Source organism: Enterococcus sp. DIV0008 (assembly GCF_050542615.1).
Lineage (GTDB): Bacteria > Bacillota > Bacilli > Lactobacillales > Enterococcaceae > Enterococcus_D > Enterococcus_D innesii.
Window position 1 is genome coordinate 1407327 of sequence record NZ_CP172937.1, and the last position, 21720, is coordinate 1429046.

Consider the following 21720-nt stretch of genomic DNA (forward strand, 5'->3'; position numbering starts at 1 on the left):
TTTGCTGGCGTTGCGTTTGGCGCTAGCTTATTGAAGCTGCTGATAAACGGTAGCGACCATGTCTTGGTCAATGTCATGATCAAAGCCATAGGTCATCACCGCCAACTGATGTTCATCAGAAGATTGATCGAATCGATTCATAAACATCAAGGATTCACGAGGAATATTTATGACCAGCGCTCGTAAAGTCGTTTCATAGAAGGCAGCTTTTTGCTCGTCGGCAGTTTCCCGATTAAGAACAGTAAATCCAGATGCGTACTCCTCATCGGGCATCGCAAAAACCAAGACGTCAACATTCGTTTCGCTTGTTTGGTAAACAGTGGCAATGAGTCCATCGTCAAGTTCGATCTTGCGATGAAGGGTAAGCGCATCTTCTGTGAGCTGCTGAAGCTGCTCGATATCGTCTGCCAACAGCCCCAGCTTTTCCCTCGGGTCGGCTTCAGGAATCGTTTCGTTTGCTACCTCCAGTAGACTGTTGAGGTTGTCTTGATTACTGAGAATGATAGGGCTCCGTTCATGAATCGCAACCAGAGCCTGGCTATAACCAATGCGGGCAGCAAACCAAGCAGGGACATCGATCCGACGCTCCACTAGTGCTCGTTCAGCGGTTGCCATCAAATCACTCGTGTGGCTGATCAATTGCTGAAGATCTTCGTCGGAAGAATCAAGTTCTTCCAAAATAGCCAATTCGGCTTGACTGCCGGCAATCAACAACTCTAAGGTTGCTGGTTGATAATAGCTCCAGCCCGTTCCAGACTGATTTGTATATTCCAGTCGTGCCTCGATGCCAAGTGCAACGGTCTCTGACAGTTCTTCATCTGCCTTGCCGCAGCCGATAAGCAAAATAACGAATGACAATAGGATGATCCGTACTCTTTTTTTCATTAGGCTCCTTCTTTCTATCGAAAGTAACTGAGAAAACGGTCGGAAGAGGTTTGTTGTTTGTTCATCGGGGGGAAGGAAGAAGTCAGGTGAATGGAATAAATGCTGAAAAGATTTTCCATCACTCGTTCATTCAAGAAACTATTTCTGATACACTAATAAAAAAAAACGGAACATCGAACTAGTTTTCATCAATAATCGTTATATTTTTCATTTTATATGAAAAACAGATTCATATGCAATGATAAAAGAATTTTTATTGGGCTTTTTGTGTTTAGGGAAAGGAGGGTTACTATTAACTTTTTAGGAGTAGGTGCTCAAGATCAAGCGATCGAGAGAATTCATTGAAGGATCGCCAGGGGGGAATTTTTTGTGCAAACAAAAAACAGCTTCCCACAATGGGGAAGCTGTACTGATGCGGAAAATGGGATTTGAACCCACACGAGCGATTGCTCACAAGACCCTCAATCTTGCACGTCTGCCATTCCGTCATTTCCGCAGATACTATAGAAGGTAACGCAGGCTGAAGTAGTTCTGTCACACCGCGTCTAAAAAATATCTTACCTGATTTTTGACAGGTTTGTCAATAACTTTTCCTAGAGCTATTTAAAAGAATATTCAGACAATGGATTGCAATTTTTGTCATAAACGGTATGCTAAAAGAATGAATGATTTTTTGAGAGGAGAGCAAATGAATTACTTTAGAAACCAATTAGCCAAATCTGCGAAACAAAGAATATTTATCTTCCTACTCATGGGTGCCTTTAGTTTAGGCTGCTGTTTTTCCGTTTATTTGAAACTAATGGAACCCATCAACTTGCCCGCCATGATCACTGCAGAAAAAGCCGAAGCCTCAAGACTTGTTGATCGCTACCAAGCCAATCAGTCGGGCTCGCCTGATGAGCAAGAGGTGTATCAACTTTTGCTTGAAAATAATACATTGACCTCACGGCAGTTATCCAACTTGATTATGGAGGAATACGAACGATTTAATCAAACGAGTATTCAAATTGCAGAACTAAAAAAGCAGATTTGGGCGTCTGAAGTTGATGACAAAGCCTTTTTACCGCCTATGTGGACGATCGAACAAGAGCGAACGGTCTATCAAGCCTTAGCCGAGCAAGAAAAAGAGCCGGTCCTCACGGCTGCCAATACCCAGACCGCTGTCGCTTTGGCAATAACGCTTTTGCTGAATTTTGGGTTCTTCTTTTGGGCTTTTTTTGCCAGTGACAATTTGATAGAAGAAAGAGAACACTTCTCTTTGATTCGCTCGTACCCGCAGATTTTTCCGATTCGGATGTTAAGTAAAATTGTGGTCAAAGGGATTACAAATTTAGGCGTTTTGGTTGTGTTCTTCTTAGGTGTCTTTCTTTCAATGAGCCTTTTGGGGGAGTTCGGGGATTGGCAGTATCCAGTAGCCGTCTATCTCAGTGGGGATTGGGTCGCCGTACCTTTTTGGCAAAGCGTTTTATATAGTATGGTTTCTTTTGCCTTGCTGATTGGTTTGATCGAATGCTTAGGTTTTGTTATGAATATGATCGCAGCCAATCGATATGTCTCTTTCTTTTTGCTAGTGCTTTTTTATGGGTTAGGCTTGATTCCGATGCTGCAAAAGATCCCACTGTTACCAGTTCATCTAGCTGCTATGGATAAATTTTATTCGGGCGCCTTTGCTTTGGGTTCTGGTACTTCTTGGGGAGTCTATGCTAGTTGGCTGCTCACGGTGGTGTGGATCTTCCTTTGTTTAAGCATCATGCTCGTTGCGGATAAACAGAATCGCTTGTTGAAAGGAGGCAAAGGATGAAAGACTATTTTTTCTTTGAATTACGTCAACTCTTAAAGAGCAAGAAATCCATTGGTCTTTTTTGCTTGCTTCTTATCTACAGCGGCGTTTACAGTTTTTGGCAAAGAGACTTTCGCCCGATTGAACGAGTAGATGAAACGGAAATGCAACAACGCTATACTGTGCGACAAGATTTTCTTGATCAACAAGCAGCCAATCCTTCTGACCATTGGTCGGCAAGCTTAGCAGTTGAAATGTTTACCCCATGGAACGAAGCGGAAAAACAACGTTTAGATGCACTAGCTGGTGAAGACTGGCAAGCTTATGCACAAGGAACAAGTACGTGGTACCAATTGGCGTTGCAGTTTACCGATGAACGAAATGTTTTTTATACACCGGATTATTATACGTTTCAAAATTACTACGCTGCCTATGACGGTCGCTTTGGTTATGCTTCAACCGCTAAGCTTATGGAAGCCTTCAGCCAGTTGCCGAATAAGAAACTCTCTCAAGCAGTCATGGAGCAAAAAACGGGGATACAGGCATTGCAGCGAAGTTTTACTGGATATTTACCGATTCTATTGCTTGCTGTTTCTTTATTTTTGGCGATTGATTGTTTACCAAAAGAACGAAGACATAAATCCCTGTTTCTTTCACTGCCATTATCGGCAGAAGAGATTCTTTGGAGCAAAACGGCAGTATTGATGGTCGCTTCTGCAATTGCAACGCTCGGGACTATGTTCTTTCTCTGGTTGGGTTCTGGTATTCAATTCGGCTTTGGTTCCCTGGAACTGCCGGTCACGATTTTATCATCGACCTTTGATGCCCGCTACCCAATCACCGATTTCAACGCTTTTGAAACACAAGCCATCGGTCTTTTTATAGGCCAATGTTTTCTTGCGACGCTTTTCTTGCAGTTTATTTATTGTCGCGGCATCTTGTTGTTCAGTGCCCTGTTTCGCTCAGAACTGGTTAATTTGCTTGTGGCTGGTTTTTGCTTGCTTTCACCCTATATTTTCCAAAGACGTTGGTTCAGTGCTTACCTTGATAAAACGCTGTATGTCTATCTGTATCAAAATGTGGGACAAGTCCTTTCAGGCTGGACACGTTTTTATTTTGGTTCTGCAGGGTTTACGATGGAAAAAGGGTTGCTTTTATTAGGAGGCGTATGGCTTCTGATCGAAATATGTTTCTTCGTGATGATCCAACGCAAAAAATTTCATTTGGCATAGGAGGAACGATATGTTAGAACTGAAAAATGTGACGGTCACGTATACGAGAAATGTATTGGATCAACTTTCCATCGCCTTTTCTCCCGGTGAAATCGTCGGATTAGTCGCCCCAAACGGTACTGGGAAATCCACGCTATTAAATGTGGCGATGAATTTCATCCAGCCGAATGAAGGCGCAGTATTTTTGAATGGCAGTCAAGTATATGTGACCAAAAAATCAGAAGTGGCAGCGCATCAACAAATTTCATTTTTTCCTGACCAAAATGATTTGTACAATGATTTGAGTGGTTTCGAGCATCTCAAGCTGTATCAGCGAATGTGGCGTTCAGAGGAACACTTAGTGGACGAAACGATTGAGCGCTTGCGGATGAGTGACTATATCAAACGCCCCGTGGGCACCTATTCACTTGGGATGCGGCAACGTCTTTGTTTTGCGATGCAGATCGTGACGGATACGCCATATATGCTGATGGATGAAGTCATGAATGGCTTGGATCCAACCAATGTCGAATTGATCTCCAACGTGTTGAAAGCCTTGCGAGCGCAAAAGAAAGCGATCGTGATTGCTTCGCATATTTTGACGAATTTGGATTCCTACGCGGATCGGGTCTTGTTTTTAAAAGACGGCAAGATCATTCACGAATACTTTGGTCGCAAGTCGTTAGTCAATGAACCGTTGTACTTAAAAACGGACTCGGCAGATTTTTTGGTGGCTTTTCCAGAATTAACGACGGTGACCATCGATCTGCAAGGACGGATCTATCTGGTAGAAATCAGCGATCCTCAGCTACCGCAACGGTTTATTGCTGCAGGGATCACTGATTTTTCTGTGGGGCACTTGGCACTAAATGAATTGTATTTGACGTATTTTCCTGAAAATCACTGACTGTCGCACTATTTACGAGATGAGAGCGGGACAAGCACAGATGAAGGAGAAGCAAAAAAATTTCGCCATAGGTAAAAGTTTTTTGCTATAATAGGTTCAATCTGAAAAGAGATCAACGACGAGAACCAATAACCTGACGTTGACCTATGGTTAAAGGAGAAATGGAATATGAAGAAATTTTCGAAGTCGTCAAAACTTGAAGGGGTCAGTTATGATGTACGCGGCCCAGTTTTAGAAGAAGCCGATCGGATGCAAGAAGAAGGCATCAGTATCTTGAAATTAAATACGGGGAATCCAGCGCCTTTTGGGTTCGAAGCCCCAAATGAGATCGTTAGAGACCTGATTATGAACGTGCGAGAATCGGAAGGCTATTCTGATTCGAAAGGGATATTTTCTGCCCGTAAAGCGATCGAACAATATTATCAATTACAGAAATTTCCTGATGTGACCATCAATGATATTTATACCGGTAACGGCGTTTCTGAGCTGATCACGATGTGCATGCAAGGTCTTTGCAACAATGGGGATGAAGTGTTAGTGCCGATGCCTGACTATCCCTTATGGACAGCGTCGATCTCGTTAGCTGGCGGAAAGCCCGTCCATTATATTTGTGATGAGCAAGCAGATTGGAATCCTGATATCGAGGACATCAAAGCTAAGGTCACCAGCAAAACCAAGGCGATCGTTATTATTAATCCAAATAATCCCACCGGCGCCGTTTATCCAAAAGAAGTTTTGCAACAAATCGTCGAGGTTGCCCGTGAGCATGACTTGATCATTTTTTCTGATGAGATCTACGACCGTTTAGTCATGGATGATTATGTCCATGTGCCGATTGCTACATTAGCGCCAGATCGATTCGTTGTGACGTTAGGTGGCTTGTCTAAGTCTCATCGAGTGGCAGGTTTCCGGGTGGGCTGGATGGTCCTCAGTGGCGACAAGTCCAATGTGAAAGACTATATCGAAGGCTTGAATATGTTGTCTTCAATGCGGCTGTGTTCCAATGTTTTATCGCAACAAATCGTCCAGACCGCACTTGGCGGCTATCAAAGTTCCGATGAGTTGCTACTACCAGGTGGTCGTATCTACGAACAAAGAGAGTTTATCTACAAGGCAATCAATGACATTCCGGGATTGTCAGCGGTGAAACCGAAAGCCGCCTTTTATATTTTCCCTAAAATTGATATTCAACGCTTTAATATCACCAATGATGAACAATTTGTTTTAGACTTTTTACACGAGCACCACATCTTGCTGGTTCACGGCGGTGGGTTCAACTGGCAACAGCCAGATCATTTCCGAATCGTTTATCTTCCTAATATGGAAGACTTAAAAACGACTGCTGAAAAAATGACAGAATTTTTGGCGTCCTATCGTCAGAAATAAGAACATAAAAAAGCACCGCTCCTTCAATAATTGTGAGGAGCGGTGCTTATGTTTTTATTCGGCAACTGGTTGACAAATTTTTTTGCTGACAATCATTCGATTGGTAAACTTATCCAGCATTTCAGCACTAGGATCGGTCACTTGAACGAGGACCGAATTTTCATATTCCCGTTCGATTATCCCTTGGTATTTTTTGCCTTCCCATGTAAAAAAGATCGTACTGTCGATCGTCATCTTAACACCTCATTTGAAATTGTGGAAAAATAACAAGACATTCTTGAAATTGCTTTCCTTTTTGTCATTATGTGCTAAAATAAAGAAAATTAAAAATGCGAATTCGCATTTTTGACAAGAAACGTTCGGTTCTTATAAGAATTTCCCATGGAGGACGATCATGAAGAAAAAAGAAGAATCTTTTGGTCAAATCATCCGTACTATTCGTCTAAAACGAAAGATGACACAGAAGATGTTAGCGGAAGATATTTGTTCGCAAAGTGTTTTAAGTCGTATTGAAAACAATGAAGAGCTGCCCAATGTCTGGGTGATGTATCAAATCTGTCAACGTTTAGGTGTCACCTTGGATCAAGTGATGATGCTTCATTCGGAAGAGATCAACAAAACCAATCAAATTTTTGCGGAAATCGAATCGCATTTTGTCCATAAACAGTTTCGAGAAATGCGGGAAAAAATGGAAGACAAGGCAATCAAAGAGTATCTGTATTTAGATTCGGATATGCAAATGTATTACTACTACTTAGGAAGTTGCGATTATTTTCTCGATCAAAACTATGATACCGCCCTCGAGGCATTAAAAAAAGGATTGGCCTATTCCTATCAACAGGATAAAACCAATGTTTCCGTGATGGAAATTCGCATTCTTAGCTGCATGGGGCGCGTCTACAGTGACTTGCTGCAATTGGGTGAAGCACGCTTCTATCTAGAAAAAGCTTATGATGCCATGCATGCTTTGCCACCGGAACGTCTATCTACGGCGTTGACCAAAATTTATTACAATTATGCGGTCTTTCTGAAGGAACAACAGGAAGACTGTCTCGCACTAAAAGTGACGAACGAAGGCATTGCCCTAGCGAGAGAGAAAAATAGCTTGTATTTTCTAGAAGAATTGTTTGAACTAAAAGGACAATTGCTTCAAAGACTAAAAGAAGAAAAAGCGGCTGAAAAAAGTTTTCAACTGTATCGTGCCGTCATGGATATTCGCCAATCTGATAAAGTGGTGTAGACCTTTCTTGACTTCTGCTGCAAATAAGAGTACTTTTAAGGAAGAAATGAAATAGAGGAGCGATCAAGATGAATAAATATATTTACGCAGACAAATTCTTTCTGAAATCAGCGGTTCATGGCCCTGGTTACTTGGAGGTCAAGGAGGGAAAATTCGGCGCGATCGTCGATGAAGTCCCTGCTGATGCAGACGTAGAAGATTATTCAGGCAAATGGGTAGCACCGGGTCTTGTGGATACTCATATCCACGGGTTTATGAACCATGATGTGATGGACAACGATGCAGAGGGCATCAAAGCCATGTCAGAAGGTCTTTTGTCTTGCGGTGTGACATCTTTCTTACCAACAACCTTAACATCAAGCAAAGAACGGTTGCGTGATGTAGCAGAAACCGTTGGGAAAGTCAAAGACGAAGTTACAGGAGCAAAAATCCAAGGAATCTATTTTGAAGGCCCATTCTTTACTGAGGAACACAAAGGTGCACAAAATCCGATTTATTTTGGTGATCCTGATATCGATACCTTCCATGAATGGCAAGAAGCTTCTGGTGGAATTATCAAGAAAATCGCCTTGGCTCCTGAGCGCGAAGGTGTGAATGAATTTGTTTCGCAAGTGACGGAAGAAGGCGTAGTGGTTGCTCTAGGCCATAGTAACGGTACATTACAAGAAGCGCAAACAGCAGTTGAAGCGGGGGCTAGCGTTTTTGTTCATGCCTTCAACGGAATGCGCGGATTAAACCATCGCGAGCCTGGAATGGTTGGTGCCCTACTTTCATTAAAAGAAGTTTTTTCAGAGTTGATTTGTGATGGCCACCATGTGCATCCTCAAGCAGCTGAGATTTTGATGGAAAAAGCTGGTCACGACCATGTTGCCTTGATCACTGACTGTATGATGGCTGGCGGCATGCCAGACGGTGATTACATTTTAGGTGAATTTCCAGTAGTGGTGAAAGATGGAACGGCTCGCATGGAAACTGGCAATCTTGCCGGCAGCATTTTGAAACTAAAAGAAGCTGTGAAAAATGTAGTAGACTGGGGAATCGCTACCCCTCAAGAAGCGGTTATGATGGCCAGCTTGATTCCAGCAATTAGTTGCAAAATAGACCATGCTTGCGGCATGATCAAAGAAGGTCGCCCAGCTGACTTTATCGTTTTGGATCAAGAAATGAATGTAACAGCCACCTATTTAGATGGTGTCTGCCGCTACCAAGCGTAAAATGAAACAATCTGCTTCAAGAAACAAGAAGAGAGCTTCTCTTGATCTGTTTTTTAAGCAGATTTTTTTGTTTTCAGTTATGATGAAAGAAAACGACATCCTATGAAGGAGATGATTGGGATTTGAAGACGATTTTAGTAACCGGCGCCAATGCCGGCATGGGCTTTGCAACAGCCAAAGAGTTAGCAAAAGCAGGGATGCATGTGATTTTGTATTGCCGTTCTGCCGAACGAGGACAGGCAGCACAGCAACGTTTGAAGGAAGAGACAGGAAATTCAGCGATCGATCTAGTGATTGGTGATCTGGGGTCACTGGCTAGTGTGCGCAAGTCAGCCGCCGAAATCAACGCCCGCTTTAAGAAATTGGATGTACTGATCAATAATGCAGGCATCGTGAACCTAAAAAAAGAACAAACGACCGATGGATTCGAGCAAATGCTGGGAGTGAATTACGTGGGTCACTTTGAACTGACCCGCCAGTTACTACCTCTATTGAAGCGTGCCGATGCCGGCAGGATCGTCAATGTGGCATCCGGTGCCTACAAATTTGTAAAGAAAAAGGATCAGCGCTTTTTCGATGTACCGGATTTTTTCCCTTGGCGGGAATATGGCCGCTCAAAAAAAGCCCTGATTTTATTTACAGATGCGCTTGCGTTTCAGCTACGCAATACGACCGTTACTGCCAATGCCTTGCATCCGGGAGCTGTGGCGACGAGCTTAGGGGTCAGCCGACAAACAGGATTTGGTCAATCTATTTATAAAATGTTGACGCCTTTTTTTAAAACAGCCGAAGAAGGGGCAGATACAGCGATTTACTTAGCGCTAAGTCCAGACGTTGCGGGGATCAGTGGCCACTACTTTGTTGATCGTCAAGCAGTCCCAACCGAGATCCCGAAGGAGCAGCAACAAGCACAGAAACTTTGGCAAGAAACGCAACAAAGAATTGCGGACCACACAAAATGATTTGTTTTGCCTTTGCCAATCTGGATCACTTTGAATAAATGTCTTGTTTTTAGCAGCACGACCTTGTGCTGCTTTTTTGCGGTTTCTTTCAAGGGAAAAAATGTGATACACTGATAAGCGAGAAAGCACATGCGGCGCTGGAATTCTTGGAGGAATAAAATGAGTTATATTGATGTAGTGAAAGAAGTGAAGAAATACACAATGGGCGATACGGTGATTGCTGCCAATGATGGCGTTTCTTTTTCCGTAGAGAAAGGTGAGATCGCGCTGATCCTTGGACCTAGTGGTGCCGGTAAATCCACCGTATTGAACATACTAGGCGGGATGGATCAATGCGACAGCGGCCAAGTGATTGTCGATGGAACGGATATTGCTAGCTTTGATGCTAAACAACTAACGACCTATCGTCGCAAAGACGTCGGATTTGTCTTTCAATTTTATAATTTGGTGCCGAATTTGACGGCTAGAGAAAATGTGGAACTATCGGCACAAATCGTACCCGAAGCACTTGATGCAGCTGAGATTTTGACCCAAGTTGGATTAGGTGATCGCTTGGATCACTTTCCTGCACAATTGTCTGGCGGTGAACAGCAAAGGGTCACGATCGCTCGTGCCATAGCCAAGAAGCCCAAACTGCTGCTTTGTGATGAACCAACTGGGGCACTTGACTATGAAACAGGAAAACAGATTTTGGCTATTTTAGAAAAAACAGCTCGCGAGACCGGGACGACCGTTTTGATCATTACACATAACAGTGCATTGGCTCCCATGGCGGATCGCGTGATCCATATCAATGACGCAAAGGTTCGCAAGATGGAAAAAAATACTCATCCGATTCCAATTGCCTCTATTTCTTGGTAAATGCCTATGAAAAAAACATTATTACGTTCCAGTTTACGTGAAATTAGACAAGCACCCGGGCGGTTTCTGTCCATTTTAGGCATTATCTTTTTAGGAGTCGCTTTTTTTGTCGGGATCAGCGCCACCGGCCCTAATATGAAACAAGCTGCTGAAGATTACTTTTCTCGCCAACAATTAGCCGACCTCACGATTGCTTCAACTTTGGGGTTGTCGGATACGGATCGCCAAATCATTGAGGAAATGCCTGGTGTTAAGGCGGTTGAGGCGGAGCAGATCGCCGATATCAATGCCGAAAATCATCGTGCTGTGATTCGTGTCTTCTCTCTTTCAACTGAACGACCTGTCAATCAATATGAGGTGACTTCTGGTCGATTGCCACAAAAATCAGGGGAAATCGCCTTAGATCAAGCGGCGCAAAATAGTGGTAGTTTCGAATTAGATGAATCCTTTGAGTTACCAGAAAGTGGCGAAAATCAATTAAAAACCCATACCTTCACGATTGTGGGCTTTGTCAATAGTCCCGAATATATTGAGAACTTTCATCGGGGGAACAGTACCGTTGGTAATGGGACCGTGGATTACTTTGCGGTGATTCCTGAGGAGGATCTTAAAGAAAGTGCGTACGCTCGAATTTTAGTTCGCTTTGATGACTTATCTCAAATGGAAAGCTATTCAGAAGCGTATCAGACGAAAAGAGATCAAATAAGTGATGAAGTTGAGAAAAAGTTGGCTCCTCGGGCGCAAGGACGCAGACAAGAGCTGATCGATGAAGCACAACCAGCCATTGACGAAGCCAAAGAACAGATCCGCGACGGAGAAAAGGCTCTGCAAGAAGCGCAAAGGGAACTCGACGACGCACAAGAAAAATTAGCGCAGGCGCACCGGGAACTGACGGAACAAGAAGCAGCCTTCCAGGAAAAAATTCAAGCTGCCCAAGAGCAGTTGACTAGTGAAGCACAAAAAATAGCTGAGGGCAAGCAAGCATTGGCGGAAAACCAGCGACTGCTGGATCAAAGCGAACAAGCGTTGCTTCAGCAAGAAGCCCAAATAAAATCGGCCCAAGCCCAATTAGCGCCTATTTCGGCACAAAAAACCGAACTACAAAATGGCGTCCAACAAGTGGAGGAGCAACTTGCTCTGGCATACCAAGGTATGGATCAAATCAAAAGTGTGGGTCAACTTTCTGCAGAGGAGCAAATGGCCCAGCTGCCTACCGTCTATGCACAAGTAACGGCCGCTCTGGCACAGTTGAACCTGCCGACAGATGTCATTGGTCCGATTCCTGATCTGGAGGAAATCGATGAAACGATGATTGCTACTATGCTGACGGCAGCTGAAGATGTATTAAATCCACTCATTACCGAAGGTGAGCAACAACGTGCCCAATTACTCGGGCAATTGGCTACGATCAATGACCAAGAAGCGCAACTTCAGCAGGCACAGCAGCAAGTCAACGCTGGCTGGGGCCAAATCAGTGCCGGACGCCAAGAATTGGCACAGGCACAGACCCAGATCACACAAGGAGAATCGCAGCTGAGTGTTGCTCGGGAGACTTTAGCTTCTGAGCAAGCCAATGGTCGGTCTTTGCTAGACAAGGGCTGGCTGGAATACCAAGAAAACGAAGCAACCCTTCAAGAAAAGCTTGCTGAATTTAAAGAAAGAGCGCCCAAAGAACGCGAAAAACTTGAAGTTGCCAAAAAAGAAGTTGCGGAAAAAGAGCAAGAATTGTTGGAGCTAAAACCGGCAGTTTATCGTGTAGCAAATCGGGATGCCAATCCTGGTTATTCAGAGTATCAAGACAATGCGGAACGCGTTTCGTCTTTAGCCACGATTTTTCCTGTCATTTTCTTTTTGATCGCAGCCTTAGTGAGTCTAACCACTATGACGCGGATGATCGATGAAAAACGCAGTGAGATCGGAACGTTGAAAGCACTAGGCTATCGTAACTGGGAAATTGGCCAGAAGTTCTTACTATATTCCTCTGCAGCAGGCATCACAGGTGCTGTATTGGGTCTAGCAGTAGGCTTTTCCTTTTTTCCAGCAATCATCATTCAAGCTTATGGACCGCTATACAATCTCACGGAGTATGACACCCCATGGTATTTGCGGCTTTCATTGATTGCTGTGGGAGTCAGCTTGCTTTGTACCATCGGTATCGCGCTACTGGTTTTACGTTTTGATTTAAGACAGTCATCGGCATCCTTGCTAAGACCAAAGGCGCCAAAAACAGGAAAACGAATTCTCTTAGAAAGAATCACTTTTTTATGGCGGCACTTAAGTTTTATTCAAAAAGTTACAATGCGAAACTTGTTTCGCTACAAGTCAAGAATGCTCATGACCATCTTAGGGATCGCCGGATGTACGTCCATGATCTTGACTGGATTTGGCTTAAGAGATTCCATCAGCAATATCATTCCTTTACAGTTTGAGAAGATCTGGCAATATCAGGCAGTGATCACCTTTGATGACGAGGACTCCCAGGCAATGAATGAAACAAAAGCTGCTGCAGAAGAAATCGACGGTTTTGACGAAGGATTGTTCTTGCATACCGAAAGCCTGACGTTGGCTCAACCGGGGGTGACGCAGCAAGAAGTGACCGTAACCGTGCCAGAAGATCCTGCGGCTCTATCGAGATTTGTCCACTTGAATGATCGGGTTTCAGGAGAAGCTTACGAACTAGGAAAAGATGGTGCGATCATCAATGAAAAACTTGCTAAGTTGTTTGGTTTATCAGTGGGGGACACCCTGACGTTAACGAATGAAAGCGGCGAAGAATTTCAACTAGAGGTAGCTGCCATTGCAGAAAACTACACGGGGCATTTTGCTTATTTGACACCTGAAATGTACGAAAAAGTTTTTCAGGAAACGCCTTCTTACAACAGTGAATTATTGAAATTCAATCAGCACTTAAGTAAAACGGAAGAAGAAGCGATCGCAGCTGACCTGATGGCACAAGACAATATCATCAATGTTTCCTTCCTTTCAGCTTCAGCAGATGCCTTGGATGACACGACAGCAACCTTGAACATCGTTATTTGGATCTTGATCTCGTCAGCAGGAGCATTAGCCTTTATCGTGTTGTATAACTTGAACAACATCAATATAGCGGAACGCATTCGAGAGTTGTCGACCATCAAAGTGTTAGGCTTTTATGATCGAGAAGTGACGATGTACGTCTTTCGAGAAAATATCTTTCTGACGATCTTCGGCATTGCATTTGGTTTATTATTAGGGGTGCTTCAGCATCAATTTGTCCTACAGACCATTGAAGTCGATATCGCTATGTTTTCACCGACAGTCGAACCAATGAGCTATGTGTATGCCGCTGGATTGACCTGCTTGTTTTCAGGCGTGGTAGGGATCGCGATGTATTTCAAGTTGAAACAGGTCAATATGATTGATGCCTTGAAAGCCAATGAGTAACAAAAACAGCCTTTTTTCAGAAGCATTCTGGAAAAAGGCTGTTTTTATTTGTCTTGTTTTTCTTGTTCAGAGATTTCCCCTTGGACTTCTTCTAGCATGGCTTTTAGTTCAAGTTCTTTTTGCCTTAGAACGACCAGATCTTCTTGGATCTCATCTTTTTTCTCTTCCTCAGGCGGTCGAATAACGAAATTGATCGACAAGGCTACTAAGGTGCCAATAAAAGTATCAAGTACACGGTCCAATGCAAAGATGATCGATTCCCCTTGAGGGACACTGGAAGTGATCAAAAGCATCGTTGCAATGGCAGAGATAATGCCAGAATTGTTATTGATGCCATCTGAAAAAACGATAACAAAGATGACCAGTGCGGGCAGGACAAACAATTCAATCAGAAAGTCATTTTGAAAATATTGCTTGGTTAAAAAATAAAAAATAGCTGTACCGCCACCGATCGTATTTCCTAACACCCGTGATTTCCCAAAAGAGATCGTTGTGGTCAGGTCTTGCCGCAATGAAAAGACAGCAGATAAGGCAGCAATCAAAGGCTGGCCGCGATCAAGGAAATGAAAGAGCAGGATACAAAGCATGACAGCGATGGCTGTTTTTATCGTTCGCATACCTAAGCGAAAACGCCCCAGTTTCATGGTAGAATGCCCCCTTTACTTAATCATACCCAAAGCGGTTGAGAAATTCTAGTCTTATTCCTCACAATTTAGTATACTCTTCAAAGGAGGTGACAAAAATGAAAATCGGATTGAGAACAGTCAAGACGGCAATTGCTGCGGGCTTGTCCATGTTTCTGGCACAGCAGATCGGTCTATTGTATGCACCAGCAGCAGGGATCATCGCAATTTTGAGTGTAGGGAATACAAAGAAAACCTCGCTCTTTACAGGGATCGGTCGTTTGGTCTCCTTGGCGATCGCGACGCTCTTAGCTTTTGTCAGCTTCCATCTTTTAGGCTTTGGTCCGCTGGGCTTTGTTCTTTTTCTCTTCCTATTTATTCCGACGGCAGTCTCTTTCAAATTAACCGATGGGATCGTGGTCAATTCGGTCTTGGTGACCCATTATATGATGGAACGTTCGTTTGCTTGGCCACTGATTGGAAATGCTTTTTTGTTGATGAGTATTGGCATCGGCTTTGCACTTTTATTTAACTTGTATATGCCAGACGGCGAACGGGCATTGAAAGAAAAACAGCAGTTGGTGGAAGAAACGTTTAAAAGTCTTTTAAAAGATATGTCGATCGCGTTAACAGAAAAAGAAAAAGCGACGCTTCCCCATGTCTGTCAAGCACTGTTAGGAGAGATCAAACAGGGCAAGCAGCAAGCGATGGTTCATAGCGAAAATCAATGGCGAGGAGAAGGCTCCTATTATGAAGAGTACTTTACTATGCGGCAAAGCCAAGCCCGCTTACTCTTGGAAATGGTTGATCTTTTACAATTATTTTGGGTAGAAGAAGCCTATACAAATGCGTTTCAAGAGCTACTATCCTTTACCGCTGAGTCCTTTCATGAAAACAACAATGGCAAAGAAATCTTGGCAAAAATCGCTGCGCTTTATGAAGATTATCGACAAAAGCCATTGCCCCAAACAAGAGCAGAATTTGAAAATCGCGCTCAGTTGTTTCAGTTTCTGCAAACTTTTAAAAGTTTTATTGAAATCAAAGCCGACTTTTCTGAACAGATTGAAACTATGGAACGTTAAAAAAGACTCCCGCAAAGGAGTCTTTTCATTTTTACTGCTGTTCCCAAAAAGCTTGCATTTGATCCAAAACATCAATGACATCGGTGGTCAAGTGGATCGATCCTTTGATTTCGCCGTCGATGGCTTTGATCATATTCGCAATTTCATAATTAAGGGCTTGACTGCTGTCGCCCGCTTCAATCACTTCATTTGTTCCATCGCGGAAATGAATCACGGCTTTGTCCGCACGAGGGTATTCATCTACGGTAATGTATCCTTCTTCGAAAGCGACGATACCGGTTTTAGGCATTTTCGCTTGGAAAGTCAGCGTGACACTAGCCATTTCATCGGCTGGATTTTGTAGGATCGTGACTGATTGTTCATCCACCCCTGTAGAGAAGGGTTTCATGCTGCTAAACGTCACTTCTGGTGTATCCGTCATGAAAAAGCGGGCAAATGAAACAGCATACGTACCAATATCCAACAAAGCACCGCCGCCTAAATCTGGATTAAAGAAACGATTGCTTGGGTCTGGATCTTTGTAGCTGCCAAATGGCGCTTGGATCATTTTTAATTTTCCTAAGCGTCCGGCATCGATCTCTTCTTTCAACCGGGCGTAAACCGGCATATTGAAAATCGTCATTGCTTCTTCTAAGACTAGATTTTTTTCTTTGGCTAAGGCTAGTTCTTCCGCCAGCTCATCGGCACTGGTGGTGATGGCTTTTTCGCAGAGGACATGTTTTCCTGCCATTAGAGCTTTCATAATAAATTCATGATGAAGATCATTAGGTACAGCAATATAAACAATGTCGATCTGTGGATCTTCCAACATAGCATCTGTGCTTTCATAAGCATGGGGAATAGCATATTTTTCGGCAAAGGCTTGGACTTTAGCGAGACTGCGGGCACTGACCCCATACAGTTCACTTGCTTCATTAGAAAAGCCAGCAGCAAATTGCGTTGCGATATCTCCAAGGCCAATCATTCCCCAACGGTATTTTTTCATCATTGATCATCTCCTTCGTATTTAGTATAACAAAAGAAATCAATTCTTTAAAATAATCAAAAACAATCGCAAAAAGTTTCCATTATGACAGACTTTCAGTAAAATATAGAAGAGGAGGGATAACATATGCATAATGTATCAATTGCCATTATTTTAAATACGATCATTGAGCAATACACATCAGAAAAACAGTTTTATGAAACGCATTTAGGTATTACTGAGGAACAGTGGGAAGCATGGAAAAACGGCGCAATGAGTCTGTCACCTGCTGAAAATCAGAAAGTGAAGCTCTTGTTTTCGGATTATGAATGGATGCTGATCCAAAAAATCATTCGACAGACTGTGATTTATCCAGAAAAACGCAATCAAGCGGTCGTCGAGTTTAAAAAAATGAAGACGCAAATCGCCAGAACGTGGTTAGCTAGTGATTTAGCGAAAGTCGAATTGTTAACAGAATCTGAAGAAACAGCCCAATACCTTGATTTGAGAGTCAGTATTACGTATGATGAATGGGGTTATGATGATATATTAAACTTCCGTTTGCCGGCTATTGTTCAACAGCAAATTCGCAATGAAAAAATCGAACTGTTAGAGTGGGTCAAAGAGAATTTGGAAGAAACTTATAATTAAAGGTAGGGGTTTTTTGAAAAAGTATTATGGAATGGCTGCGGCGGCGGGCTTCTTGTTCTTGGTTCTTTTAACCATTCAAGTGAACCGGGTGACCGCAGTCACCCCAACTAAGAATGGAAACATCGCTCGTTCTATCGATCAAACGGTGACGAGCGCAACAACAGAATCCAGCAGTCAAGCTTCTATGGGAAGCGCAGAAGATGCCCAAGAGCAGGCAGCTGTTAGTGATGAAGTGAACGAAGAGAATTTCCCAACCGTTTCATTGGATGATTGGTCATTGGTTTTGGTAGGACCAAGCAATAAAATCGAAAAGGAAATTGCCCAAAAAGATTTGGGGAAGTTGTCGAATGGCTATCTCGTCGATCAACGCATCGTATCAGCATATGAAAAGCTGGCAGACGCTGCAAAATCTGCAGGACATCCTTTGGCGATGGTCTCTGCCTACCGTTCAGTAGCGTATCAAGAGGAGATATTCAATGCCAATGTCAACACCCTAATGAGTCAAGGTCATACAAAAGAAGAAGCAATTCGTATCACGAAACTGACCTTTACTGAACCGGGGTATAGCGAACACCATACTGGGCTTGCTGTTGATGTTGTCGATCAGGACTGGTATCAAAATCATACAGGCGAACTGCTCAATGAGGGGTTCGGTGATACTGATGGGGGAAAATGGTTACAAGCTCATGCAAGGGAGTATGGGTTTATCATCCGTTATCCGAAAGGAAAACATGATATAACCCAAATCGATTATGAGCCATGGCATCTAAGATATGTAGGAGTCGAAGTGGCGACATACATTGAGGAACATGCGTTGACCTTTGAAGAGTTTCTCGAAGAAGCAAAAGAACACATCGCTAAAAAAGAAGCAGAACTGTCATACTATGAATTGGAAAATCCTTTGGAAGAAAACTGGATCTATGAGGATTCTCTTGCTAAAAGCCAGAAAAGTAGTGATCGTCCACAAGATGAGTTGTTGATGAATGGAGGCAATTTATTCGCCAAGAATGCGTTTAGTCAGACAAAGGAAGTGAAAAAATGAGTGCAAGACGAAAAAAACAGAAGACCCGCTTCCCGCTAGTTTTTCTAGGGCTATTCTTAATTGGGATTGCCTTTATTTTTTCCTTGAATAGTTTGGCAGACCCCCTTCCAAAAGAGGAAGAAACAAACACGGAAGCCATCTCCCATGAAGAATTTATTGATCGCATCGCTCCTTACGCACAAGAACTGCAAAAGGGCTACGGGATTTTACCAAGTATCATTATTGGACAGGCAATCCTTGAATCAGATTGGGGTCAAAGTTCTCTAGCCAGTGAATACAATAATTTATTTGGCATCAAGTCGTTTGGCCATTCAAAAAAGGTGACATTAGATACCCAAGAGTTTTATAATGGAGAATGGGTCACGATTCAAGGAGATTTTCGTGTCTATGATACTTGGGAAGAATCAATGGATGATCATACGATGTTGTTTGTAAATGGTGTGGATTGGAATCCTGCACTTTATGTAAATGTCTTGACAGCAAACGACTACCGCAGTGCCGCACAAGCATTACAAGATGCAGGGTATGCAACGGATCCAGATTATGCCAGCAAAATCATTCAAGTCATTGAAACCTACCAATTGAATCGATTTGATCAATAAGAAAAGAGAGTTGGCTGCTTATGGAAGAAAAATATATGCCAAAAATCACCACTGATTTACGCAAAGATATCGTGAAAGTGCCTAAAGTTATTCGAGAGGCTAGCGGTATTCAAATATTTGGCAAACAAATCCGCTCCATTATTTTCACTACGGATATTGCGATCATCCGTAATACAAATGCGGATGCTGTGATTGCGGTCTATCCCTTTACACCACACCCAGCAATTACGAAAGCAATCATCGAAGCAGCAGATATTCCAGTGTTTTCTGGTGTCGGTGGCGGCTTGACCCAAGGATTTCGCTCGTCTTATATGAGCATGTTTGCTGAAGCCCAAGGATCGATCGGGGTCGTTTTAAACGGACCGACGCCACTGAAAACTGTGGAGCAAGTCTGTAAAGTTGTAGATATTCCCGTTATCAGTACCGTAACGAGTAAGTATACCGAAATTGATGCCAAGCTTGAAGCTGGTGTGAAAGTCATCAATATCAGTGCTGGCAAGGACACAGCAGATACCGTGGCTTTTTTCCGTAAAAAATATCCGAAGCTGCCGATCATCGCAACCGGTGGACCAACCGATGAAAGCATCTTAGAAACGATTGAAGCAGGCGCTAATGCCATCACCTACACGCCGCCGTCCAATGGGGAGCTTTTCAGTAAAAAGATGGAGCACTATCGCGATATGGAGAAGCCAGAGTAGGAAATGATCCACAAATGAGAATATTTTTATTTATAAAGGGCATTCCATGCTTGTGTTTTTAATCAAAGACAGGCATAATCGAATCTATCATTTAAAAATTACTTGTATATCGTCGAAATATGGTCGACAGTCTCTACCCGATACCGTAAATATCGGACTATAAGTAAAAATTGTGCCTGTTAGACACTTTTTTTGCTTTGGCAAAAAGAGTGTCTTTTTTTTCAGGATGGAATAGAAAGGAACGAGGAGAGCTAGGATGGAAAAATTAGTTGAGCGTATCAAAACACACGGAAATGTGCTGGGCGAAGGGGTTCTTAAAGTGGACCAATTTTTGACCCACCAAGTGGATTATGAGTTGATGAAAGAAATCGGTACAGTCTTTGCGCAACGGTTTCAAGGAAGTGGCATCACAAAAGTAGTGACCATCGAAGCTTCAGGGATCGCACCAGCACTCTATACTGCAGAACAGTTACAAGTACCAATGATCTTTGCCCGTAAAGCAAAGAGTCTGACGATGGATGAAGAGCTACTGACTGCATCTGTCTATTCCTTTACCAAGCAAGTGACCAGCCAAGTGTCGATTTCAAAGAAATTCTTATCTTCAGATGATACGGTCTTGATTATTGATGATTTTTTAGCAAACGGACAAGCAGCAAAAGGGTTGATCGAACTGTGTCAACAAGCAGGAGCCAACGTCGTCGGTATCGGTATCGTGATTGAAAAATCATTCCAAAGTGGTCGACAATTACTTGAAGAAATGGGGATTCCTGTTGTTTCACTAGCACGGATCGCCTCATTGTCTGAGGGACAAGTCAGCTTTTTAGAAGGAGATGCCTAATGAAAGAAACGAATAGCCGTTCAGCAGTTTTAGGCTTGCAGCATTTGCTAGCGATGTATGCAGGAGCTGTTGCCGTTCCTTTGTTGATTGGAACAGGTCTGGGCTTCAATGAAGCACAAATGACGTATTTGATCTCGATCGATATTTTCATGTGCGGAATCGCTACGCTTTTGCAACTAGTCGTTACCCGCTTTTTCGGGATCGGCCTACCAGTCGTTTTAGGCTGTGCCATCCAAGCTGTCTCCCCATTGATTTTGATCGGTACTAAATCGGGGATCAGTGCGATTTACGGAGCGATCATTGCCGCTGGGATTTTCATTGTTCTGATCGCTGGCATTTTTTCGAAAATCAAAGTCTTGTTTCCCCCATTGGTGACGGGAACGGTGATTACTGTCATTGGCTTGACCTTGATTCCAGTTGCCATCACTAAAATCGGTGGAGGGGATGCCGCAGCTGCTAACTTTGGTGATCCCACGAATTTATTGTTAGGTTTTGTGACGATTGCCTTGATCATTGGCGTGCAGGTGTTTGGCAAAGGCTTTATTCGCTCGATTGCCGTTTTGATCGGTTTGATCGGTGGGACTATTCTAGCAGCGCTCTTAGGATTGGTGGATCTTTCTGCCATTGCCCATGCGCCTGTCTTTCATTTGCCTCAGCCTTTTTATTTCGGTTTACCAACCTTTGATCTGTGGTCGATCGTCTTGATGATCATTATTTCTATCGTTAGCTTGGTAGAATCAACCGGCGTTTATTTTGCATTGGGAGACATCACTGAGAGACCGATCACAGGCAATGACTTAAAGCGCGGCTATCGTGCGGAAGGCTTGGCAGTGATTCTTGGTGGGATTTTCAATACGTTTCCTTATACTGGGTTTTCACAAAACGTAGGGTTGGTTCAACTTTCAGGTATTAAGACGCGACGCCCGATTTTCTTTTCAGCTATCTTTTTGATCGTATTAGGGTTATTTCCAAAAGTCGGTGCCATTGCGCAAATTATTCCAGAAGCAGTACTGGGGGGCGGTATGTTAGTGATGTTTGGCATGGTCGCTGTCCAAGGGATGCGAATGCTGAGCAAAGTTGATTTTATGAATGACAAGAACTTGTTAGTGATTGCAGTATCGATCGGTTTTGGTTTAGGGTTCAATATGATGCCCACCTTATTCAGTCAAATGCCTGAAACTGTTCAAATGTTTACAGGCAATGGGATCGTCATGAGTAGTTTGACTGCCATTGTTTTGAATCTGTTCTTCAATGGATTGCCGAAAGAAACAGACGAAGTGACGGAATTGAGCTTGCAACAGTAAGTTGATTTGATCCAGACGAGGATTCGTCTGGATTTTTTGCATTGTTC

Annotated in this window: 20 protein-coding genes, 1 tRNA gene and 1 riboswitch; of the genes, 16 read left to right on the top strand and 5 right to left on the bottom strand. The window is 43.1% G+C overall.

The window, feature by feature from the left end:
- Positions 1-27 precede the first annotated feature (27 nt).
- Both IGI84_RS06745 and IGI84_RS06750 read right to left on the bottom strand, forming a co-directional pair.
- Complete coding sequence (locus IGI84_RS06745) at positions 28-885, bottom strand: hypothetical protein (protein WP_233618934.1); 858 nt, start codon at positions 883-885, stop codon at positions 28-30.
- A gap of 413 nt (positions 886-1298) precedes the next feature.
- Positions 1299-1381: transfer RNA gene (locus IGI84_RS06750), tRNA-Leu, on the bottom strand.
- A gap of 192 nt (positions 1382-1573) precedes the next feature.
- Between IGI84_RS06750 and IGI84_RS06755 the strand changes: the two genes are divergently transcribed.
- The 4 genes from IGI84_RS06755 to IGI84_RS06770 all read left to right on the top strand — a co-directional run bounded on the left by IGI84_RS06755 (position 1574) and on the right by IGI84_RS06770 (position 6169).
- A complete protein-coding gene (locus IGI84_RS06755) occupies positions 1574-2686 on the top strand; it encodes a hypothetical protein (protein WP_200125015.1) in 1113 nt (370 codons plus the stop codon).
- A complete protein-coding gene (locus IGI84_RS06760; RefSeq protein ID WP_200125013.1) occupies positions 2683-3897 on the top strand; it encodes an ABC transporter permease subunit in 1215 nt (404 codons plus the stop codon). Before IGI84_RS06755 ends, IGI84_RS06760 begins: the two co-directional genes overlap by 4 nt.
- A gap of 10 nt (positions 3898-3907) precedes the next feature.
- Positions 3908-4783, top strand: a complete 876-nt coding sequence (locus IGI84_RS06765) for an ABC transporter ATP-binding protein (RefSeq protein WP_081118522.1) — start codon at positions 3908-3910, stop codon at positions 4781-4783.
- 168 nt (positions 4784-4951) lie between these two features.
- Positions 4952-6169 (top strand): pyridoxal phosphate-dependent aminotransferase, encoded by a 1218-nt coding sequence (locus IGI84_RS06770; RefSeq protein WP_081118523.1) that lies wholly within the window; start codon positions 4952-4954, stop codon positions 6167-6169.
- Positions 6170-6223: 54 nt separating this feature from the next.
- Here IGI84_RS06770 and IGI84_RS06775 read toward each other — a convergent pair whose 3' ends face one another.
- Complete coding sequence (locus IGI84_RS06775; RefSeq protein WP_077453812.1) at positions 6224-6403, bottom strand: DUF2187 domain-containing protein; 180 nt, start codon at positions 6401-6403, stop codon at positions 6224-6226.
- Positions 6404-6563: 160 nt separating this feature from the next.
- Here IGI84_RS06775 and IGI84_RS06780 point away from each other — a divergent pair, with 160 nt between their 5' ends.
- The 5 genes from IGI84_RS06780 (at position 6564) to IGI84_RS06800 (ending at position 13869) form a co-directional block, all read left to right on the top strand.
- On the top strand, positions 6564-7409 hold the full coding sequence (locus IGI84_RS06780) for a helix-turn-helix domain-containing protein (RefSeq protein WP_086292566.1): 846 nt from the start codon (positions 6564-6566) through the stop codon (positions 7407-7409).
- Between the two features lie 68 nt (positions 7410-7477).
- On the top strand, positions 7478-8623 hold the full coding sequence (gene nagA / locus IGI84_RS06785; RefSeq protein ID WP_200125010.1) for an N-acetylglucosamine-6-phosphate deacetylase: 1146 nt from the start codon (positions 7478-7480) through the stop codon (positions 8621-8623).
- Between the two features lie 122 nt (positions 8624-8745).
- Positions 8746-9585, top strand: a complete 840-nt coding sequence (locus tag IGI84_RS06790; protein WP_200125009.1) for an SDR family oxidoreductase — start codon at positions 8746-8748, stop codon at positions 9583-9585.
- A gap of 159 nt (positions 9586-9744) precedes the next feature.
- Entirely contained in the window at positions 9745-10446 is a 702-nt protein-coding gene (locus IGI84_RS06795; protein ID WP_081118527.1) for an ABC transporter ATP-binding protein, read from the top strand.
- The gene (locus tag IGI84_RS06800; protein WP_220426157.1) at positions 10447-13869 is read left to right on the top strand and encodes an FtsX-like permease family protein; all 3423 of its coding nucleotides are present in this window, start codon (positions 10447-10449) and stop codon (positions 13867-13869) included.
- Between the two features lie 44 nt (positions 13870-13913).
- Here IGI84_RS06800 and IGI84_RS06805 read toward each other — a convergent pair whose 3' ends face one another.
- Positions 13914-14513 (bottom strand): FUSC family protein, encoded by a 600-nt coding sequence (locus tag IGI84_RS06805; protein WP_077453807.1) that lies wholly within the window; start codon positions 14511-14513, stop codon positions 13914-13916.
- A gap of 98 nt (positions 14514-14611) precedes the next feature.
- On the opposite strand from IGI84_RS06805, the gene IGI84_RS06810 reads away from it, so the two are divergent.
- Positions 14612-15574 carry an aromatic acid exporter family protein gene (locus tag IGI84_RS06810; RefSeq protein WP_077453806.1) on the top strand — a complete coding sequence of 321 codons (963 nt, stop codon included), beginning with the start codon at positions 14612-14614 and terminating at the stop codon, positions 15572-15574.
- Positions 15575-15605: 31 nt separating this feature from the next.
- On the opposite strand, the gene IGI84_RS06815 is transcribed toward IGI84_RS06810, so the two are convergent.
- Positions 15606-16562: a Gfo/Idh/MocA family protein gene (locus IGI84_RS06815; protein WP_081118529.1), complete on the bottom strand. Its 957-nt coding sequence runs from the start codon at positions 16560-16562 to the stop codon at positions 15606-15608.
- Between the two features lie 123 nt (positions 16563-16685).
- Between IGI84_RS06815 and IGI84_RS06820 the strand changes: the two genes are divergently transcribed.
- The 6 genes from IGI84_RS06820 to IGI84_RS06845 all read left to right on the top strand — a co-directional run bounded on the left by IGI84_RS06820 (position 16686) and on the right by IGI84_RS06845 (position 21673).
- Positions 16686-17189 (top strand): hypothetical protein, encoded by a 504-nt coding sequence (locus IGI84_RS06820; RefSeq protein ID WP_081118530.1) that lies wholly within the window; start codon positions 16686-16688, stop codon positions 17187-17189.
- A gap of 31 nt (positions 17190-17220) precedes the next feature.
- Positions 17221-18231 carry a M15 family metallopeptidase gene (locus IGI84_RS06825; RefSeq protein ID WP_081118552.1) on the top strand — a complete coding sequence of 337 codons (1011 nt, stop codon included), beginning with the start codon at positions 17221-17223 and terminating at the stop codon, positions 18229-18231.
- Positions 18228-18833: a glycoside hydrolase family 73 protein gene (locus tag IGI84_RS06830; protein ID WP_005229997.1), complete on the top strand. Its 606-nt coding sequence runs from the start codon at positions 18228-18230 to the stop codon at positions 18831-18833. Before IGI84_RS06825 ends, IGI84_RS06830 begins: the two co-directional genes overlap by 4 nt.
- Positions 18834-18853: 20 nt before the next feature.
- Positions 18854-19531, top strand: a complete 678-nt coding sequence (locus tag IGI84_RS06835) for a hypothetical protein (RefSeq protein WP_010749577.1) — start codon at positions 18854-18856, stop codon at positions 19529-19531.
- A gap of 82 nt (positions 19532-19613) precedes the next feature.
- A riboswitch (purine riboswitch) is annotated at positions 19614-19711 on the top strand.
- A 76-nt stretch (positions 19712-19787) separates the two neighbouring features.
- The gene (locus IGI84_RS06840) at positions 19788-20369 is read left to right on the top strand and encodes a xanthine phosphoribosyltransferase (protein WP_081118531.1); all 582 of its coding nucleotides are present in this window, start codon (positions 19788-19790) and stop codon (positions 20367-20369) included.
- On the top strand, positions 20369-21673 hold the full coding sequence (locus tag IGI84_RS06845; RefSeq protein ID WP_081118532.1) for a nucleobase:cation symporter-2 family protein: 1305 nt from the start codon (positions 20369-20371) through the stop codon (positions 21671-21673). The genes IGI84_RS06840 and IGI84_RS06845 overlap by 1 nt, the downstream gene beginning before the upstream one ends.
- Positions 21674-21720: the final 47 nt, after the last annotated feature.

What these genes read in the sequence shown, in the direction of transcription:
- IGI84_RS06770 (WP_081118523.1), top strand. Translation starts at nt 4,952, where the DNA reads ATGAAGAAATTTTCGAAGTCGTCAAAACTTGAAGGGGTCAGTTATGAT.
- IGI84_RS06780 (WP_086292566.1), top strand. Translation starts at nt 6,564, where the DNA reads ATGAAGAAAAAAGAAGAATCTTTTGGTCAAATCATCCGTACTATTCGT.
- IGI84_RS06820 (WP_081118530.1), top strand. Translation starts at nt 16,686, where the DNA reads ATGCATAATGTATCAATTGCCATTATTTTAAATACGATCATTGAGCAA.
- IGI84_RS06775 (WP_077453812.1), bottom strand. Translation starts at nt 6,403, where the DNA reads ATGACGATCGACAGTACGATCTTTTTTACATGGGAAGGCAAAAAATAC.
- IGI84_RS06825 (WP_081118552.1), top strand. Translation starts at nt 17,221, where the DNA reads ATGGCTGCGGCGGCGGGCTTCTTGTTCTTGGTTCTTTTAACCATTCAA.
- nagA (WP_200125010.1), top strand. Translation starts at nt 7,478, where the DNA reads ATGAATAAATATATTTACGCAGACAAATTCTTTCTGAAATCAGCGGTT.
- IGI84_RS06805 (WP_077453807.1), bottom strand. Translation starts at nt 14,513, where the DNA reads ATGAAACTGGGGCGTTTTCGCTTAGGTATGCGAACGATAAAAACAGCC.
- IGI84_RS06795 (WP_081118527.1), top strand. Translation starts at nt 9,745, where the DNA reads ATGAGTTATATTGATGTAGTGAAAGAAGTGAAGAAATACACAATGGGC.
- IGI84_RS06810 (WP_077453806.1), top strand. Translation starts at nt 14,612, where the DNA reads ATGAAAATCGGATTGAGAACAGTCAAGACGGCAATTGCTGCGGGCTTG.
- IGI84_RS06845 (WP_081118532.1), top strand. Translation starts at nt 20,369, where the DNA reads ATGAAAGAAACGAATAGCCGTTCAGCAGTTTTAGGCTTGCAGCATTTG.
- IGI84_RS06755 (WP_200125015.1), top strand. Translation starts at nt 1,574, where the DNA reads ATGAATTACTTTAGAAACCAATTAGCCAAATCTGCGAAACAAAGAATA.
- IGI84_RS06765 (WP_081118522.1), top strand. Translation starts at nt 3,908, where the DNA reads ATGTTAGAACTGAAAAATGTGACGGTCACGTATACGAGAAATGTATTG.
- IGI84_RS06835 (WP_010749577.1), top strand. Translation starts at nt 18,854, where the DNA reads ATGGAAGAAAAATATATGCCAAAAATCACCACTGATTTACGCAAAGAT.
- IGI84_RS06840 (WP_081118531.1), top strand. Translation starts at nt 19,788, where the DNA reads ATGGAAAAATTAGTTGAGCGTATCAAAACACACGGAAATGTGCTGGGC.
- IGI84_RS06830 (WP_005229997.1), top strand. Translation starts at nt 18,228, where the DNA reads ATGAGTGCAAGACGAAAAAAACAGAAGACCCGCTTCCCGCTAGTTTTT.
- IGI84_RS06745 (WP_233618934.1), bottom strand. Translation starts at nt 885, where the DNA reads ATGAAAAAAAGAGTACGGATCATCCTATTGTCATTCGTTATTTTGCTT.
- IGI84_RS06815 (WP_081118529.1), bottom strand. Translation starts at nt 16,562, where the DNA reads ATGATGAAAAAATACCGTTGGGGAATGATTGGCCTTGGAGATATCGCA.
- IGI84_RS06760 (WP_200125013.1), top strand. Translation starts at nt 2,683, where the DNA reads ATGAAAGACTATTTTTTCTTTGAATTACGTCAACTCTTAAAGAGCAAG.
- IGI84_RS06800 (WP_220426157.1), top strand. Translation starts at nt 10,447, where the DNA reads ATGCCTATGAAAAAAACATTATTACGTTCCAGTTTACGTGAAATTAGA.